This window comes from Bradyrhizobium sp. Kon56, assembly GCF_055807635.1.
In genome coordinates, this window is the sequence record NZ_JBVVOU010000009.1 from 12,732 (window position 1) to 28,585 (window position 15,854).

General features: G+C 64.6%; 16 protein-coding genes. 12 read left to right on the plus strand and 4 right to left on the minus strand.

All coding sequences use genetic code 11. The features are described from left to right. Positions 1-58 precede the first annotated feature (58 nt). The gene (locus tag AC0L3B_RS16380) at positions 59-793 is read right to left on the minus strand and encodes an outer membrane protein (RefSeq protein WP_085348947.1); all 735 of its coding nucleotides are present in this window, start codon (positions 791-793) and stop codon (positions 59-61) included. Between the two features lie 1,190 nt (positions 794-1,983). On the opposite strand from AC0L3B_RS16380, the gene AC0L3B_RS16385 reads away from it, so the two are divergent. Next, a complete protein-coding gene (locus AC0L3B_RS16385; RefSeq protein WP_210350912.1) occupies positions 1,984-2,388 on the plus strand; it encodes a YbgC/FadM family acyl-CoA thioesterase in 405 nt (134 codons plus the stop codon). A 78-nt stretch (positions 2,389-2,466) separates the two neighbouring features. Continuing rightward, on the plus strand, positions 2,467-2,934 hold the full coding sequence (locus tag AC0L3B_RS16390) for a nuclear transport factor 2 family protein (RefSeq protein ID WP_085348942.1): 468 nt from the start codon (positions 2,467-2,469) through the stop codon (positions 2,932-2,934). A gap of 120 nt (positions 2,935-3,054) precedes the next feature. On the opposite strand, the gene AC0L3B_RS16395 is transcribed toward AC0L3B_RS16390, so the two are convergent. Beyond that, positions 3,055-3,774, minus strand: a complete 720-nt coding sequence (locus AC0L3B_RS16395) for a type 1 glutamine amidotransferase (RefSeq protein ID WP_473380730.1) — start codon at positions 3,772-3,774, stop codon at positions 3,055-3,057. Positions 3,775-3,797: 23 nt separating this feature from the next. Continuing rightward, the gene (locus AC0L3B_RS16400; RefSeq protein ID WP_085394704.1) at positions 3,798-4,724 is read right to left on the minus strand and encodes a LysR family transcriptional regulator; all 927 of its coding nucleotides are present in this window, start codon (positions 4,722-4,724) and stop codon (positions 3,798-3,800) included. A 151-nt stretch (positions 4,725-4,875) separates the two neighbouring features. Between AC0L3B_RS16400 and AC0L3B_RS16405 the strand changes: the two genes are divergently transcribed. Genes AC0L3B_RS16405 through AC0L3B_RS16445 form a run of 9 tightly spaced genes read left to right on the plus strand, consistent with a single transcriptional unit; the run spans position 4,876 to position 13,643 of the window. After that, positions 4,876-5,832 (plus strand): N-carbamoyl-D-amino-acid hydrolase, encoded by a 957-nt coding sequence (locus AC0L3B_RS16405; protein WP_473380731.1) that lies wholly within the window; start codon positions 4,876-4,878, stop codon positions 5,830-5,832. Positions 5,833-5,867: 35 nt separating this feature from the next. After that, on the plus strand, positions 5,868-6,692 hold the full coding sequence (locus tag AC0L3B_RS16410) for an ABC transporter substrate-binding protein (RefSeq protein ID WP_456653429.1): 825 nt from the start codon (positions 5,868-5,870) through the stop codon (positions 6,690-6,692). Then, on the plus strand, positions 6,689-7,546 hold the full coding sequence (locus tag AC0L3B_RS16415) for an amino acid ABC transporter permease (RefSeq protein WP_473380732.1): 858 nt from the start codon (positions 6,689-6,691) through the stop codon (positions 7,544-7,546). Before AC0L3B_RS16410 ends, AC0L3B_RS16415 begins: the two co-directional genes overlap by 4 nt. Next, complete coding sequence (locus tag AC0L3B_RS16420) at positions 7,543-8,307, plus strand: amino acid ABC transporter ATP-binding protein (RefSeq protein ID WP_473380733.1); 765 nt, start codon at positions 7,543-7,545, stop codon at positions 8,305-8,307. The genes AC0L3B_RS16415 and AC0L3B_RS16420 overlap by 4 nt, the downstream gene beginning before the upstream one ends. A 14-nt stretch (positions 8,308-8,321) precedes the next feature. Next, entirely contained in the window at positions 8,322-9,137 is an 816-nt protein-coding gene (locus tag AC0L3B_RS16425) for an ABC transporter substrate-binding protein (RefSeq protein ID WP_204512237.1), read from the plus strand. After that, positions 9,124-10,008 carry a polysaccharide deacetylase family protein gene (locus AC0L3B_RS16430; protein WP_456653431.1) on the plus strand — a complete coding sequence of 295 codons (885 nt, stop codon included), beginning with the start codon at positions 9,124-9,126 and terminating at the stop codon, positions 10,006-10,008. Before AC0L3B_RS16425 ends, AC0L3B_RS16430 begins: the two co-directional genes overlap by 14 nt. An 8-nt stretch (positions 10,009-10,016) precedes the next feature. Beyond that, complete coding sequence (locus AC0L3B_RS16435; protein ID WP_456653432.1) at positions 10,017-10,667, plus strand: aspartate/glutamate racemase family protein; 651 nt, start codon at positions 10,017-10,019, stop codon at positions 10,665-10,667. Between the two features lie 22 nt (positions 10,668-10,689). Then, positions 10,690-12,273, plus strand: a complete 1,584-nt coding sequence (locus tag AC0L3B_RS16440; protein ID WP_377829334.1) for an ABC transporter substrate-binding protein — start codon at positions 10,690-10,692, stop codon at positions 12,271-12,273. Beyond that, positions 12,270-13,643 (plus strand): amidohydrolase family protein, encoded by a 1,374-nt coding sequence (locus AC0L3B_RS16445; protein WP_085348932.1) that lies wholly within the window; start codon positions 12,270-12,272, stop codon positions 13,641-13,643. The genes AC0L3B_RS16440 and AC0L3B_RS16445 overlap by 4 nt, the downstream gene beginning before the upstream one ends. On the opposite strand, the gene AC0L3B_RS16450 is transcribed toward AC0L3B_RS16445, so the two are convergent. Further along, the gene (locus AC0L3B_RS16450) at positions 13,633-14,547 is read right to left on the minus strand and encodes a LysR substrate-binding domain-containing protein (RefSeq protein WP_085348931.1); all 915 of its coding nucleotides are present in this window, start codon (positions 14,545-14,547) and stop codon (positions 13,633-13,635) included. The two genes, AC0L3B_RS16445 and AC0L3B_RS16450, sit on opposite strands and share 11 nt — an antisense overlap. A gap of 272 nt (positions 14,548-14,819) precedes the next feature. Between AC0L3B_RS16450 and AC0L3B_RS16455 the strand changes: the two genes are divergently transcribed. Continuing rightward, positions 14,820-15,854 (plus strand): ABC transporter substrate-binding protein, encoded by a 1,035-nt coding sequence (locus tag AC0L3B_RS16455; protein ID WP_085348930.1) that lies wholly within the window; start codon positions 14,820-14,822, stop codon positions 15,852-15,854.

Genomic DNA, 15,854 nt, shown 5'->3' on the forward strand with positions numbered 1-15,854 from the left:
GGCCATGCTTCCCTTCAAATGGCCCCGGCTAGGCCGGGGCCATCGACGCAACTAGGGATCAATATTTCAGGAGAATCGGACCGCCAAACTTATAGTTGACCCGTACCGTGATAAGATCGAGATCCTCGCGGATGCGATCGGCCCCACCAATGTTCCCGCTGAATTTCACCGTGCGGGGCTGGAAGAACAGGTGGTCGTACTCGAAGCCCACCGTCCAGTTCGGTGCGATGCCGTGCTCGAATCCGACCCCCAACACACCGCCCCAAAGAACGTCACTTTTCCTAGCGGCTCCTGCCACGGTCGAGCTGATCTGATGGATGTTGCTCGTGACTGCGGCGCCGCCTTTGCCGTAAAGTACGTTATTCCCAAAGGCATAACCAATCTGCCCCGTCATGAGACCGAACGCGTCAATCTTAGTCTGGTTGGTAGTATCGGAAAACGGGATGCTGTGATTGGACCCGGTCAAATCAGCCCAGTTGCCCTGGCCCTCAACACCCAGCACGATCTGGCCCATCTGCCATCGATAGCCGATCTGGAGGCCCACGCTACCGCCTGTCGGATGATGACAGCCCTCGGGCTTGCTGCCAAGGTACTCCCAACAACTCTCGCCTGAGCTCAGACCACCGTTCACGCCGAAATAGTAAGCACTCCAATCGTAGATTGCAGCCGCGACAGGTCCCGGAGCGGTGGTGTAGAGAGGCCTGATGGGTTGCGCAGGCAGATCAGCACTGAATGCGGGGGCCACCGCAGCAAGCGCCACCGTACTGACTGTCATAAGCAACAAGTTCTTCATTTCTATTCCCATGTCTTGAGTGCCCCCGAGCCTGCTGCGTCTTAACAACGTGCACGCAAATTGCTGTAACTGCATCGCAACATTGGCGCTGGAAGAAATGCGTGAAACAAACGCCGCGTCAGGTTGCGGCGTTGCAGATATCTCCAACTCCTTGACATGCCCCTTCGCTTGCGAGCGTAGATCAGCGCGGTGTCCTGCCTCTCGCGCACCCGACAGCTTGACGGCATGCTCCACCTCGCGACGTAGTAGCGTGGTAGGTCGACGGGGCGCCCGGTAAGTGCGTGTTCCAGCCGTTCGTGATCACGGAGTCCAAGCCATCGTGATCGCCCATTCCAGAGCATCGTGATCACCGTTTCCAGCCGATCGTGATCGCTATTTCAGCGATTGCGATCGGGGTAACCAGGAGGCGCGCACCGCTGACAGTCTGCAACCCGGCTACCTTGGTCTTTTGCCTAACTCCGACTGCTTCAGCTATGCGAACGCTACAAGCAATGGGCCGGCCCCCTCAAGCCCATCCTGTCCCCAGGTCCATGTCGCCGGCGAGAAGCTGTTCGTCGACTATTCCGGCCAGACCATGGAGCTGGGTTGACGGAGTACGATACACGCCAGTCCTGCTCCGGCTCCGCGGATGAAACCGTCAATGCAGGAGCGATCGGTTGGGCTTTCGGTCAGGGGCGGCGCCGACGGAGCAACGAACCCGGAAACTCTCACGCAAATAACCGCACACGTTCTTAATGTGGGTCAGTGGTGTGAGGTCCGCGATAGGATCTCCCGAAATCAGGCTCATAAGTGCCGCGGTTTTCGCCCATGCCACAAGTACGGGTCCGATTAGGTTGTGGGCGCGTCCGCTCCGCGGACGGGGCTCTATGAGCCAGCTTGCCGAGCCATGCTGTCTCGGCCTTTCGGATCACGATGCCTCGCGCAAGCCATAAAGTGCTCCTCGCCGGGGGCACTCGGAAAACGGGCTCGCCTGTGGCGAGCGTTATTACGGCCCCGTTCCCGCGTGCCGCTCAAACACCGGTGTTGTCGCTGCACTCGTCCCGCATGCCCCTTCGGGCCGCTATGCTCGCGGCCGGGCTGTGAACACTGAAGCTGATCCCGAAGGCGCTGCGGCTCGCCATGAAAGGGACGTAGAAAAATCTGCGCTTGTTCACGCTACCGCCCTCCAGCGCCCCAACGAAATCAAGCAGTTGGTATTCTGTTGCGATATCGTCAAATCCGAGTTTTCCGGCATCGTCTATCACGCCAACTATCTGCGCTTCATGGAGCGCGGGCGGACCAATCATCTGCGGCTGATGGGCGCCGAGCAGCAGGCATTGTTCGAGCAGGCCGAGGCGGAAGACGCAAGCTTCGCCTTCGTGGTGCGCTCGATGCATCTCGATTTCCTCAAGCCTGCCCGGATGGATGACGTGCTCGATGTCGTGACCTGGCCGGTCGCCGTGAAGGGCGCCTCCATCATGCTGGCGCAGGAGGTGCGGCGCGGCGAAGTCGTGCTGGTCAAAGCCGAGGTGCGGGTCGCCTTCATCAGCGGCGGACGTGCCCAGCCGATCCCGAAATCGATCCGCGCCTTGATGAAGGCTGATCCGATTTCGTGATCGGGCGATAGCGGACGGCCCTCTCGACTCCCCCGCGCGCGGCGATAGATTGCACTCCCGCCAACCGATGAGGCCCTCATGTCGCGCCCGCCGCTCCCGCCCTTTACCCGTGAGACCGCAGCGCAAAAGGCCCGCATGGCCGAGGATGCCTGGAATTCGCGCGACCCGGTGCGCGTCTCGCTCGCCTATACCGAGGACAGCCGCTGGCGCAATCGCTCCGAGGTTTTTCAGGGGCGCGAGGCCATCGTCACGTTCCTCACCCGCAAATGGGAGAAGGAGCACGACTACCGCCTGATCAAGGACCTCTGGGCGTTCGACGAAAACCGCATCGCGGTTCGCTTCCAATACGAATGGCACGATGCGAGCGGCCAGTGGTATCGCTCCTACGGCAACGAGCAGTGGGAGTTCGACGAGCACGGCCTGATGCGGCGCCGCGAAGCCTCGATCAACGACATCGCGATTGCGGAGAAGGACCGGCGGTTTCACTGGCCGGCACCGGGGCCGAGGCCTGCGGATGTGGTGGGGCTGGGGACGGATCCGTTCTGAGGCTTGCAAACAACTCTCTCCCCTCATGGTGAGGAGCCGCGAAGCGGCGTCTCGAACCATGCAGGCCCGGTTGCTGCATTTGGGCCTCTATCCTTCGAGACGCGCGCGGGAGCGCGCTCGTCAGGATGAGGAGGTGGACCTGCGCGCTAGAAATCTCGTAATCGCGCCACCAAGCTTGGCGTGATCCATCGGCTGCGCCAGTGATTCCCTCGCGGTGGCAACGACATCCTCCGGCGCCTTGCCGATGCGCAGCTCGCAGCACACCTGCGCAAACTCCACGTCGAACTCCGGATGCGGCTGCAGGGTGAGCGTCGCGCCGTTGGCGTAGAGCAGGCCGGCATGCGGGGTGAAATCGGAGGAGAGGATCGTCAACGCATCGTTGGGCGGCTCAATCACCTGGTCCTGATGCGAGCAGGCGATGGCGACCGCTTCGTCGTCGATGACGCCGTTGTCCGGCAGCACCTGATAGACGTGCCGGCCGATGCCCCAGCCCTTCTCCGACTTGCGCACAGTGCCGCCGAGCGCCTGCGCGATCAGCTGATGGCCGAAGCAGACGCCGACCATTGGTGTCCTGTTGGCGTAGGCGGTGCGCACGAAATCTTCCAGCGGCGCGATCCAGTCGAGCCCGTCATAGACGCCGGCGGCGGCGCCGGTGATCAGCACCGCCTCCAAATTGCGCGGGTCGGGAAGCGCATCGCCGTTCGGGATGCTGACGATGTCGACCGTAGCTGTCGGGTCCTCGGCGCGGACCATGCGCTCGAACATGTCGGGGAACGAACCGTGGCGCTCGCGATATTTTTGTGGGACCTGTCCGGTCTCGATGATGGTGATGCGTGCCATGTGCCCTCCGGTAAAGGTCAAGCTCAGTCGCTTCCTGTCCCATGTTGCTGGTGTGGCGCTGTGCGCTCCAGCAGCGCACTCTCTTTCCGGACCTCGTTGAGAAACGCCTTGGCCAGGCGCGACAGCGGCTCGGCTTCCGACCATAGCATATAGGCCACGGCGTGCGTCGTCGGCGCGAACGGCCGTACGACGAGGCCGGTCCCGCCGTTCTGCCGTGGCGAGAAGGGATCGACCACCGCGGCGCCGACGCCAGCGGCGGCGAGCACGCAGGCCGTGTTGCAGTAGCGCACCTCGACGGTCGGCTGGAACGGCGCGCCGGCGCGTGCGAAACTGTCGCGCACGGCCTCGCCAAGCCGCGTGCCGCGCTCGAGCCCGATGAAGGGCAGGCCGGACAGGTCGGCTGCCGAGATCACCGGCCGGTCGACGAGCGGGTGCTGCGGCGGCAGCACGCAGACCATCTCGCCGGTGTGCACCACCTCATGGGCGATGCCCGGATGATGTGTCAGCCCGAGCGCGAAGCCGAGCTCGGCGACGCGGTTGAGCACGCCTTCGATGATGCCCTCATAGCGCCGCACGTCGAAGAACACCCGCGTCTCCGGGCGGCGGCGCAGGAAGCCTGACAGCGCCGCGGGGATGATGCTGTAGGCGAGCGGCGGCGTCGCGACCAGCGCGAGATGCCCGGAGCGGTTCTCGCGCAGATCGCGCACGCGGTTCTCGAGCTTTGCGTGCAGCGCGAAGATCGCCTCGCTCTCCTTGTAGAGCGCCATCGCTTCCGTGGTCGGAAACAGCCGGTTGTTGACGCGCTCGAACAGCGCAAAACCCGCCTGCGCCTCCATCGTCTTCAGCGCATTGCTGACTGCAGGCTGCGACAGCGCTAGTTCGTCGGCGGCCGCAACCGTGGTGCGGTGGCGGATGACGGCGCGGAGAATCTCGAGCTGGCGCAGGTTCATATCACTGCCGATTATACTCTTGGCCAAAACATCATAGCAGAACGAATTGATTTTGCAGCCCCGCTTCCGCGTAATGGCCGCGGATTTGCACGTCGCATCAAAGGGTTCATCCGCCCATTGAGGCGCCACTGCGCACAGATTGGAGGCAATCTTGGTTCGTGTCCTTCGCGCCGCCGCCGCACAGATGGGGCCGACGCAAAAAGCCGATACGCGCGAGCATACGCTGTCGCGGATGCTTGCGCTGCTGGAGGAGGCGGCCGGCCGCGGCGCCAGCCTCGTAGTGTTTCCCGAGCTTGCCTTCACCACCTTCTTCCCGCGCTGGCTGCTCGAAGGCGAGGCGCTCGACCATTATTTCGAACGCGGCATGCCGAACCCGAACGTCGCCGCCTTGTTCGACCGTGCGCGTGCGCTGCGCGTCGGCTTCTATGTCGGCTATGCCGAGCTGACGCCGGATGGACGCCGCTACAATTGCGCCATCCTGGTCGATCGTGAAGGCGAGCTGCTCGGCCGCTATCGCAAGGTGCACCTGCCGGGCTCGGTCGAGCCGCGACAGGGTGCGCGCCACCAGCAGCTCGAGAAGCGCTATTTCGACTATGGCGACCTCGGCTTTCCCGCCTTCCGCGCCGGCTCGGCCTGGGCCCACGCGATCATGGGCATGATGATCTGCAACGATCGCCGTTGGCCGGAATCCTGGCGCGTGCTTGGCCTGCAGGGCGTCGAGCTCGTCTGCATCGGCTACAATTCGGCGGCCTATGATCCCAATGGCGGCAGCACGGAAGATGCCTCCTTGCGCACCTTCCATTCCACGCTGGTGACGCAGGCCAACGCCTACATGAACGCGACCTGGGCGATCTCGGTGGCGAAGGCAGGCGAGGAGGACGGCTCCGGGCTGATCGGCGGCTCCTGCATCGTCGATCCCAATGGCCGCATCGTTGCGCAGGCCGCAACGCTGACTGACGAGGTGATGGTCGCCGACATCGATCTCGACCTCTGCCGCCAGGGCAAGGACAAGATGTTCAACTTCGCCGCACACCGGCGGCCGGAGCAATACCGGGTGATCACCGAACGCGCCGGCGTGATCGAACCCGCGGTTCTCGACGCAGACTGACAGGACGTTCCAGCAACACTGGCAAAGGAGCCGATATGACGCGCCTCTCGTATTTCTTCGGCATCGCAGCGTTGGCGGCCGTGACGTCCGCGCAGGCGGCGGAGCTTCCGGCGGAGATCAAGCAGGCGGGCGCGTTGAAGCTCACGGTCAACTCGACATACGCGCCGATGGAATATCGCGATCCCGCAACGAATGAGCTCGTCGGGCTCGACGTCGATCTGGCGAACGAGCTCGCCAAGCGGCTCGGCCTGACGATCGTGTGGAGCGAGACGCCGTTCGCCGAATTGATCCCCTCGCTCCAGACCAAACGCGCCGATTTCATCATCTCCGGCATCTCCGATCGCGCCTCGCGGCGCGAGACCGCCGATTTCGTCGATTATCTTGGGACCGGCCCGCAGTTCTTCGTGATGGCGGAGAACGAAGCCAAGGCTGCGACCGATCTCTGCGGCAAGAAGGTCGGGACCACCCGCAGCACCAGCTTCCCGGTCGAGATCGAGAAGTGGAGCAAGCAGAATTGCGAGCCGGCCGGCAAGCCGGCGATCCAGTACGTGCCGGGCGAGAACTCGATCGACGTTCGCAACCAGCTCAAGCAGGGCCGTATCGACGCCGCCGTACAGGGCAGCGAGACGCTGCCTTATGCGCAGACGCAGGAACCCGGCAAATACCGCGTGATCGGCGAGCCCTTTGCCAAAGGCTATCAGGGCATCATGTTCCGCAAGGACGATGCGGCGCTTCGTGAAGTGGTGACCGAGAAACTCACCGCGATGATCGCCGACGGCTCCTACAAAGCCGTCCTCGACAAATGGGGTCTCGGCGCCAATGCGGTTGCCCAGCCCATGCTGAACGCGGCGTCACAATGAAGACGGCACCGGCGCTCGCGGAGGGTTTTCCCGACCTGTCGGGGATGCGGATCGCGCGCGAGCCGCACTGGTTTCGCTGGCTCAGCGCAGCGCTGATCGTCCTTGTGCTTGCACTGATCGTGCGCGCGTTTGCGGGCGGCCAGATCGAATGGTCCTATGTCAGCCGCTTCCTGACCGCGAAGGTGATCCTCGAAGGCATCGTCAACACCATGGTGATGGCGGTGCTGGCGATGGCGCTCGGCATCTTCCTCGGCGTCGTCATCGCGATCATGCGGCTGTCGCCCAACCCGGTGCTGAAGACCGTCGCCGCCGGCTACACCTGGTTGTTCCGCGGCACGCCGTTGATCCTGCAACTGCTGCTGTGGTTCAATCTCGCGCTGGTGTTTCCGACCATCGGCATTGCCGGCCTGTGGAGCGCGCGTGCCGTCGACGTCATGACGCCGTTCCTTGCCGCGCTGCTCGGGCTCGGCATCAACCAGGGCGCCTATACGTCGGAAGTGATGCGCGCCGGCATGCTGTCGGTCGATATCGGGCAATATGAGGCGGCGCAGGCGATCGGCATGGGACGCTTGCGTGCGCTGCGCCGGATCGTCCTGCCGCAGGCGATGCGGGTGGTGATCCCGCCGCTCGGCAACGAGTTCATCGGCATGGTGAAGGCGACCTCGCTCGCCAGCGTCATCCAGTATCCGGAGTTGCTGCACAACGCCGAAAACATCTACTACGCCAATTCACGCGTGATCGAGCTCCTGATCGTCGCCGGTCTCTGGTACCTGCTCGTCGTCTCGGTCCTGACGCCGCTCCAGATGCTGCTCGAACGCCGTTTTGCGCGCGGCACATTGCGGCTCGCGCGATGACAAAGCCCCTCGTCGCGATCCGCTCCGTCAGCAAGAGTTTTGGCGAGTTTCAGGCTCTCAGAAATGTCTCGCTCGACATCCGGCCTGGCGAGGTGATGTGCCTGATCGGCGCCTCCGGCTCCGGCAAGACCACGCTGCTCCGCTGCATCAACCAGCTCGCCGCGATCGACAGCGGCGGCATCTGGCTCGACGGCGAGCTCTTGGGCGTGCGCGAGCAGGGCGGCCGGCTGCATCGGCTCAGCGAGCGCGAAATCGGGCGGCAGCGGTTGAAGACCGGCATGGTGTTCCAGCGCTTCAACTTGTTTCCGCACAAGACCGCGCTCGAAAACATCATCGAAGGTCCGCTCCAGGTTCAGGGACGAAAATCCGACGAGGTGCGTGCGGAAGCGATCGAGCTGCTGCGGCGCGTCGGATTGTCGGCCAAAGCGGACTCGTATCCCGCCCAGCTCTCCGGCGGCCAGCAGCAGCGCGTCGCGATTGCCCGCGCGCTTGCCATGAAGCCGATGCTGATGCTGTTCGACGAGCCGACCAGCGCGCTCGATCCCGAGCTCGTCGGCGAGGTCTTGGCGGTCATGAAGGAGCTGGCGCGGAGCGGCATGACCATGATGGTCGTGACACACGAACTCGGCTTCGCGCGCGAGGTCGCCGACCGCGTCGTCTACATGGACCAGGGCGCGATCATCGAGCACGGGCGCGCATCCGATGTCTTGGGCGCGCCGCGCGAGGAGCGTACCAAGGCATTTCTTTCGGCAGTGATCTGAATGGGGGCGTATCGATGAAGAGACTTCTGGTTACGGCGGCACTCGTTGGCGCCATGAGCGCTCCGGTCATGGCAGTCGAGCTGCCGGCGGAGATCGCCAAGCGCGGCAGCATCAAGGTCGCGCTGGTGCCGAACTATCCGCCGATGGAGTTCCGCGATCCCGCCACCAACGCGTTGTCCGGCTTCGACATCGATCTCGGCGAGGCCATCGGCCGCAAGCTCGGCGTCAAGATCGAGTGGCAGGAGACCAGCTTTGCCGAGTTCATGCCGTCGATCTCGACCGGGCGGGTGGACGCCATCCTGTCCGGCTTCACGGACTATGCCAGCCGGCACGAGATCGCGTCCTTCGTCGATTATTTGCGCAGTGGCCCGCAGTTCTTCGTGCAGCAGTCGCGCAAGGCGGAGTTCAAGGACGCAGCCGCGCTCTGTGGCAAGAAGGTCGGCGCCAGCCGCCGCACCATGTTCCCGGCGCAGATCGCGGCCTGGAGCGAGAAGAATTGCGGCACCAATCCGATCCAGTTCGTCGGCACCGACGGCTCGGCCGACGCCCGCACCCAGCTCAGGCAGGGCCGCATCGATGCCGCCGCCCAGGGCAACGAGACGCTGCCCTACATCATGGACCTCGAGCCCGGCACCTATGCGACCGTGGGCGAGCCCATCGCGCAGCAATTCACCGGCATCGCTCTGCCGGTCAAGGAAAAGGCGCTGCAGCAAGCCATGCTGGAGGCGGTCGACGCGCTGATCGCGGACGGCACGTATCGCACGCTGCTTGCCAAGTGGAAACTGAGCGACAACGCACTCGAAAAGGCGACCATCAATGCTGGACAGTAACGCACTCCAGAGCATCCCGCTCACCCCAGCCAACACCGCGGATCCTGCGCCGGAATACCCCTGGCCGAAGCCGTACAATTCGGCGATGTTCCTGTCGTTCGACGTGGACGCGGAGAGCGCCTGGACCAGCAAGGACGCGGTGCACGCGCAGCGGCTCATCACCATGAGCTATGGCGGCTATGAGGCGCGCGTCGGCACGCCGAAGCTCCTGGAGCTGCTCGACCAGTTCGATCTCAAGGCGACCTTCTTCGTCACGGGATGGTCGGTCGAAGCGCATCCGGCGATGGCCGAGTCCATTCTCAAGGCCGGTCACGAGATCGGCCACCACGGCTATCACCATCTCCTTCCCGATCCCGGCGATCCCTGGATCGAGGAGGAACTCGAGCGCGGCTTCGAGGCGCTCAAGCGCCGGCTCGGCGTCAGGCCGACCGGCTACCGCGCGCCCTACGGCGAATTCACCGAGGAACTGCGGGTGGCGTTAGTGCGCCACGGCATCGTCTACACCTCCTCGTTCCGCGACGACGTGCGGCCCTATCGCCATCGTCTCGCCGACGGCAAGCCGGGCACGATCGAGCTGCCGGTGACCGCCAGCTATGACGACTGGATGCACGGCCTGTCCGCGCGCTTCAGCCCCCGCTCGATCTTCCCCAAGGAGCATGTGCTCTCGATCTGGAAGGACGAGCTCGACGAAACCAGAGACTGGGGCGCGATGGTGACGACCGTGCTGCATCCGCAATGCAGCGGCCGTCCGATGCGGCTGCGCCTGCTGCGAGAGTTCCTGACCTACGCAAAGTCGTGCCCGGACGTCTGGATCACGACCGGCGAGAAGATCGCGGAAAACTTCCTGCGCCACGAGGCCGCCAACCGTTGAGCCACGCCATGACCCGCATCCTCGTCATCAACCCCAACTCCTCCGCATCGGTGACGGCGGCGATCGATGACGCGGTCGCGCCGCTGCGCATCGCCGGCGGACCCGAAATCGAGGTCGTCGGCCTTGCCGAGGGGCCGCCGGGCATCAGCTCGCAACGCGACGCCGACAGCATGGTGATGCCGCTGGTCAACCGTGTGTCGCGCGCCGATGCGGATGCCTTCGTGCTCGCCTGCTTCAGTGATCCCGGCCTGCATGCGGTGCGCGAGGCGGTCGGCGGGCGCCCGGTGATGGGCATCGCCGAGTGCGGCATCTTTCGCGCAATGATGCTGGGCGAGCGGTTTGGCGTCATCGCGCTGTCGCCGTCGAGCATTCGCCGCCAGCAGCGGATGGTGCGGCTGATGGGCATCGACAGCCGCTATGCCGGAAGCTGGTCGGTCGGCGCGAGCGCGGCGGAGACGGCAGGCGCGGACATCCGGGGACGGTTGATTGAAGCCGGCCGCGCGCTGGTCTCGCAATGCCGTGCCGATGTCGTGGTGATGGGCTGCGCCGGCATGGCCTCGCACCGCGCGGCGATTGCGGATGCCATCGGTGTGCCCGTGGTCGAGCCGGCGCAGCAGGCGGTGGCCGCTGCGATCGGCGCGGTCTTGTTGAACACGTAAGATCCTTCAGGAGCCTCTTGCAATGCCCGTCTCCCGCCGTTCGCTCCTCAAGGCCGCAGCCGCGGTGCCGGCGCTGTCATTTCCGGGCATCCTGCGCGCCGAATCCCAGACCACGCTACGCTTCATTCCGGTGATCGACCTCGCCTTCGTCGATCCCATCTATTCGACGGCACAAGTGTCGCGAAACCACGGCTTCATGGTCTACGACACGCTCTACGGCATGAGCTCTTCGCTCCAGGTCTCGCCCCAGATGCTGTCGGGCCATGTCGTCTCCGGCGACCGGCTGCAATGGGACCTCAGCTTGCGCGACGGTCTGTTCTGGCACGATGGCGAGCGCGTGCTCGCCCGCGACTGCGTCGCGAGCATCCGCCGCTGGGCCGCGCGCGACGGCTTTGGCGGCGAGCTGATGGAGGCGACTGACGAGCTGTCGGCCACTGACGACCGCACCATCCGCTTCCGCCTCAAACGTCCATTCCCGCTGTTGCCGCAAGCGCTGGGCAAGGCCGCGATCAACGCGTGCTTCATGATGCCGGAGCGGCTGGCGGGCCAGGATCCGTTCAAGCCGCTCACCGAAGTGATCGGCAGCGGCCCGTTCCGCTATCTCGCCGACGAGCGCGTGCAGGGTGCGCGCAACGCGTATGCCAGGTTCGAGCGCTATCAGCCGCGCACGGACGGCAAGCCGGATTGGACAGCGGGCCCGAAGATCGTGCACTACGATCGGGTGGTCTGGACCACCACGCCCGATGCCGGCACCGGCGTCGCCGCGCTGCAGACCGGGGAGCAGGACTGGCAAGAGACCACGCCACACGACCTGCTGCCGATCATCAAGGCGGCCGGCGACATCGAGACGCGGATCCTCGATCCCCGCGGTTACGCCTGCATGCTGCGCCTCAATCATCTTCAGCCACCGTTCGACAATCCTGCCGTTCGCCGCGCGCTCCTGGGGGCCATCGATCAATCCGCCTTCATGACCGCGGTGGCCGGTACCGATCCGAACTTCCAGGTCTCACCGATCGGCTATTTCGCGCCGAATACGCCGATGGCCAGCGATGTCGGCCTCGATGTCTTCCGCGGCCCGCGTGACTACGCCAAGGTGAAGGCCGATCTCAAGGCCGCGGGGTATAATGGCGAGAAGGTCGTGGTGCTCGTGCCCACCAACTCACTGGCGCAGAAGCCGCTTGGCGAGATCGCCGTCGACTCCTTGCGCAAGGCCGGCATGAACGTCGAATATGCCGGGCTCGATTTCGCCGTGGTGCTGCAACGCCAACTCAAGAAGGACCCGATCGGGCAGGGCGGCTGGAGCGCGGCAGTCGGCAACTGGCAGGGCATCGACTGGCTCAATCCGGCCGGCAACACCAACATACGCGGCGAGGGCAAGGTCGCCGGCTGGTATGCGAGCGAGAAGATGGGAGCCTTGCGCAGCCAGTGGCTCGCGGCCTCCGAGCTCGCGGAGCAGCAGCGCATCTGCCGTGAGATCCAGGCGGTGGCTTTCCAGGAAATCCCCTATATTCCGATTGGCCTGTACAAGCAGCCGACTGCCTATCGCAAAGCCATCACCGGCATTCTCGACGGCACCGCCGTTTTCTGGAACGTACGCCCCGCATGAGCACGATCGCAATCTTCGGCAGCTATGTGCTGTCACGCAAGGACGGCGCGCAGGACGTGTTGCGCGACCATTGGGTTCTGGTCGAAGGCAAGAAGATTGCCGCGGTCACGCGCGACAAGCCGCGGGCGGACGAGGTGCATGACCGTCCCGGCCGCTTCGTTCTGCCGGGCCTGTTGAACCTGCACAATCACTGCTTCTCCGAAGCGGTGGCGCGCAGCCACACCGAGGACGGCAACGGCCGCCGCAACAACCAGAGCATCGTTTACACGGTGCTTTTGCCGCTGACCAAGCGCGGTGCAGATATCTTGTCGGCGGAAGAGCGCATGGCGGTCGCGCGGCTCGGCATCCTCCAACTCCTGAAGGGCGGCGCCACCACGGTGATGGAGCCGTTCCGCAACTCGATCCCGGAGATGTTCGATGCCGCCGAGGAGATGGGCATCCGCTTCTACGGCGCGCCCTATCTGTTCTCGACGTCGGACGCCAAGGCCGGCCCCGACGGCGTGGTGCACTATTCCGGCGATGACGGCACAGCCGACATGGCGACCTGGGATGCACTCTACCAGCGCTGGAATAATCGCGGCGACGGCCGCATCGGCCTTGCGATGAGTCCGCATGCCACCGACACCTGCGGGCCTGATCTGTTGAGGGCCTGTGCCGCGCGGGCACGCGAGCTCGGCGTGCCCGTCACGACGCATATGGCGCAGAGCCGCGCCGAGGTCGAAACCATCGGCAAGCGCTATGGCGGCCGCACGCCGGCGCAATATCTCGACTGGCTCGGCCTGCTGGCGCCCGACCTGATGGCGGCGCACTGCATGTTCAGCACCGATGACGATCTCAAGCTGATGGCCGCGCGCGGTATGACGGTTCTCAACTGCCCGCGCGTGTTCGCGCGCGCCGGCGTCACCGCGGCCTTCAGCCAGTTCGCGGAGCACGGCGTGCGCACGGTGGTCGGCACCGACGGCTACAACATGGACCTGCTCGGCGAGCTCAATGCGGCGTCGCTGATCTCCAAGATCACCTCGGCGCGTGCCGATGTCGCGAACGCGCCCGAGTTGATCGAGGCGAACACGGCAATCGCGGCCGATGTCATCAAGCGGCCCGATCTCGGCCGTATCGAGCCGGGCGCGACCGCCGACCTCACGATCGTCGATCTCACCCATCCGCATCTTCAGCCGCTGTTCGACCCGCGCCGCGCGCTGATCGCGCTCGCCAATCGCGCCAATATCGATCAGGTCATGGTCGACGGCCGCATGCTGGTCGATGCCGGCCGCTATCTCGGCGCCGACGAGGCGGCGATCACGGCTGCCGGCACCGCTGCGATTGGCAAGATCTGGGACCTGCCGGAGGCACAGGCGGCGTTCAACGGCTGAGGGGTGGCTCGTCGAATTCGGCGAGCGCCTTGCGTATGGTCTCGACCAGATCGAGCGCTACCGGCGAGGGGCTGCGCTGTGCCGGAAAGACCGCCGAGAATTCGAAGTCGATGCGCGGCAGGAAGCGGCGCACGACGACGCCGCGGGTGGAAAATTCCTGGGCGGTGAAGGGATCGCAGATGGCGACGCCAAGTCCTGACGACACCATGCCGCACATGATCTCCGACAGCGTGGTCTCGACCCTGAGCACGCGGCGGACATCGTGGCGATGGAAGACCTGGTCGACGAGGTGGCGGCTCGACGAGCCCGCCGACAGCGAGATGAAAGTCTCGCCCTCGAAGTCGCGGGGCTCCAGCACTTCCTTTTCCGCGAGGCGGTGACCGGTGGGCAGTACAGCCACACGCGCGGGCGCCGGCAGCTTCTGGCTCGGCAAGCCCGAATGCGCGATGGGCACCTCGGCAAAGCCGACGTCGCACTGATTGTTCAGTACCCAGTCGACCACGATCGGCGAGATCACGCCGAAGAAAGCGAGGTTGAGGTTCGGCCGCTCCTTCAGGAAGTGCCCGGTGAGCCGCGGCAAATAGCCATTCGACAATGCTGGAAGTGCCGCGATCCGCAGTGAGCCGGTGCGGCGGCCGCGGATTTCCTCGGCTGCCGCGGTGATGCGTTCGAGGCCGACGAAGGAGCGCTCGACTTCGGTGTAGAGTGCCATGGCCGCAGCGGTCGGCACGAGGCCGGTGCCGCGCCGTTCGAACAGCTCCATCTTCAACAGCGCCTGGAGGTCGCGCAGCAACCGGGAGACCGCCGGCTGCGTCACGGTCATCAGCGCCGCCGCCTCCGTCACGCTGCCGGTCAGCATCGTCGCCCGGAAAGCCTCCACCTGCCGCGAATTGATCCGGGCCATCCCCATTTCCATTCATAACATTTAGGCATGCAGAGGCTGCCATTATTCATTGGACGATGGAAGCCGGAGTTTGCGATCTTTTTCATCAGTGCTGGAGACGGCCCGCTTTTTCGGCAGATTGGAGGGGTTTAAACCTCCGGATCGCGCCAAAATTCGCCGCGCAAGGGCTGGAGCCCTAGTCGGAGAGGGATCTGCGCGGAAGGAAATGCGGAAGGTTCAGCCAACGAGACTCGTCGGCACGTCACCTCATCCCGGTATGGAGATCGGACCACATGAAGACTTTTCGCCTTCTGACAGCGGTCAGCATCGCGGCCCTCATCGCCGCCCCGTCGGTTGCCACGGCTCAGCAAAAGACGCTCTATGTCGCCGGCTATGGCGGCTCGTTCGAGAAGACCATCCGCGACGAGGTGATCCCGACTTTCGAGAAGGAGAACGGCGTCAAGGTCGAGTACGTCGCCGGCAACTCCACCGACACGCTGGCCAAGCTCCAGGCGCAGAAGGGCAACCAGCAGATCGACGTCGCCATCGTCGACGACGGCCCGATGTACCAGGCGATCCAGCTCGGCTTCTGCGGCAAGCTCGAGGGACTGCCTGCCGATCTCTACGACACTGCGCGCTTTAAGGACGATCGCGCGGTCGCCATCGGCATCGTCGCCACCGGGTTGATGTACAACACCAAGGTGTTTGCGGAGAAGGGCTGGGCGCCGCCGACCTCCTGGAACGATTTGAAGGACACGAAATACGCCAAGCAGCTCGTGATCCCGCCGATCAACAACACCTATGGGCTCGAAGCGCTGGTGATGTTGTCGAAGATGAATGGCGGCGGCGAGGCCAATGTCGATTCCGGCTTCAAGATCTTCAAGGAGCAGATCAATCCGAACGTGCTCGCCTATGAGCCGTCGCCGGGGAAGATGACCGAGCTGTTTCAGTCCGGCCAGGCCGTGATCGCGGTGTGGGGCACGGGCCGCGTGCAGAGCTTTGCCAATACCGGCTTCCCCGTCGATTTCGTCTATCCGAAGGAGGGCGCCGCGACGTTGCTGACGACCGCCTGTCCGATCACCAAGCCGAACGCCTCGCCGCTTGCGTCCAGCTTCGTCAAGATGCTGCTCGAACCCAAGATCCAGCTCGTGATGCTGAAGGACTACGGCTACGGCCCGGTGCTGAAATCGCTGGTGATCCCGCCCGAGCTCGGCAAGATGGCGCCGATCGGCGAGCGCGCGGCAAAGCTCTATAATCCGGACTGGACCGTCATCAACGAGAAGCGCGAGGAATGGACCAAGCGCTGGAATCGCGAGGTCGAGCGCTGA

Excerpts from the sequence above, each read along its gene's own strand:
- AC0L3B_RS16380 (WP_085348947.1), bottom strand. The coding sequence starts at position 793 with ATGAAGAACTTGTTGCTTATGACAGTCAGTACGGTGGCGCTTGCTGCG.
- AC0L3B_RS16390 (WP_085348942.1), top strand. The coding sequence starts at position 2,467 with ATGTCGCGCCCGCCGCTCCCGCCCTTTACCCGTGAGACCGCAGCGCAA.
- AC0L3B_RS16395 (WP_473380730.1), bottom strand. The coding sequence starts at position 3,774 with ATGGCACGCATCACCATCATCGAGACCGGACAGGTCCCACAAAAATAT.
- AC0L3B_RS16400 (WP_085394704.1), bottom strand. The coding sequence starts at position 4,724 with ATGAACCTGCGCCAGCTCGAGATTCTCCGCGCCGTCATCCGCCACCGC.
- AC0L3B_RS16410 (WP_456653429.1), top strand. The coding sequence starts at position 5,868 with ATGACGCGCCTCTCGTATTTCTTCGGCATCGCAGCGTTGGCGGCCGTG.
- AC0L3B_RS16415 (WP_473380732.1), top strand. The coding sequence starts at position 6,689 with ATGAAGACGGCACCGGCGCTCGCGGAGGGTTTTCCCGACCTGTCGGGG.
- AC0L3B_RS16420 (WP_473380733.1), top strand. The coding sequence starts at position 7,543 with ATGACAAAGCCCCTCGTCGCGATCCGCTCCGTCAGCAAGAGTTTTGGC.
- AC0L3B_RS16425 (WP_204512237.1), top strand. The coding sequence starts at position 8,322 with ATGAAGAGACTTCTGGTTACGGCGGCACTCGTTGGCGCCATGAGCGCT.
- AC0L3B_RS16430 (WP_456653431.1), top strand. The coding sequence starts at position 9,124 with ATGCTGGACAGTAACGCACTCCAGAGCATCCCGCTCACCCCAGCCAAC.
- AC0L3B_RS16435 (WP_456653432.1), top strand. The coding sequence starts at position 10,017 with ATGACCCGCATCCTCGTCATCAACCCCAACTCCTCCGCATCGGTGACG.
- AC0L3B_RS16440 (WP_377829334.1), top strand. The coding sequence starts at position 10,690 with ATGCCCGTCTCCCGCCGTTCGCTCCTCAAGGCCGCAGCCGCGGTGCCG.
- AC0L3B_RS16445 (WP_085348932.1), top strand. The coding sequence starts at position 12,270 with ATGAGCACGATCGCAATCTTCGGCAGCTATGTGCTGTCACGCAAGGAC.
- AC0L3B_RS16450 (WP_085348931.1), bottom strand. The coding sequence starts at position 14,547 with ATGGCCCGGATCAATTCGCGGCAGGTGGAGGCTTTCCGGGCGACGATG.
- AC0L3B_RS16455 (WP_085348930.1), top strand. The coding sequence starts at position 14,820 with ATGAAGACTTTTCGCCTTCTGACAGCGGTCAGCATCGCGGCCCTCATC.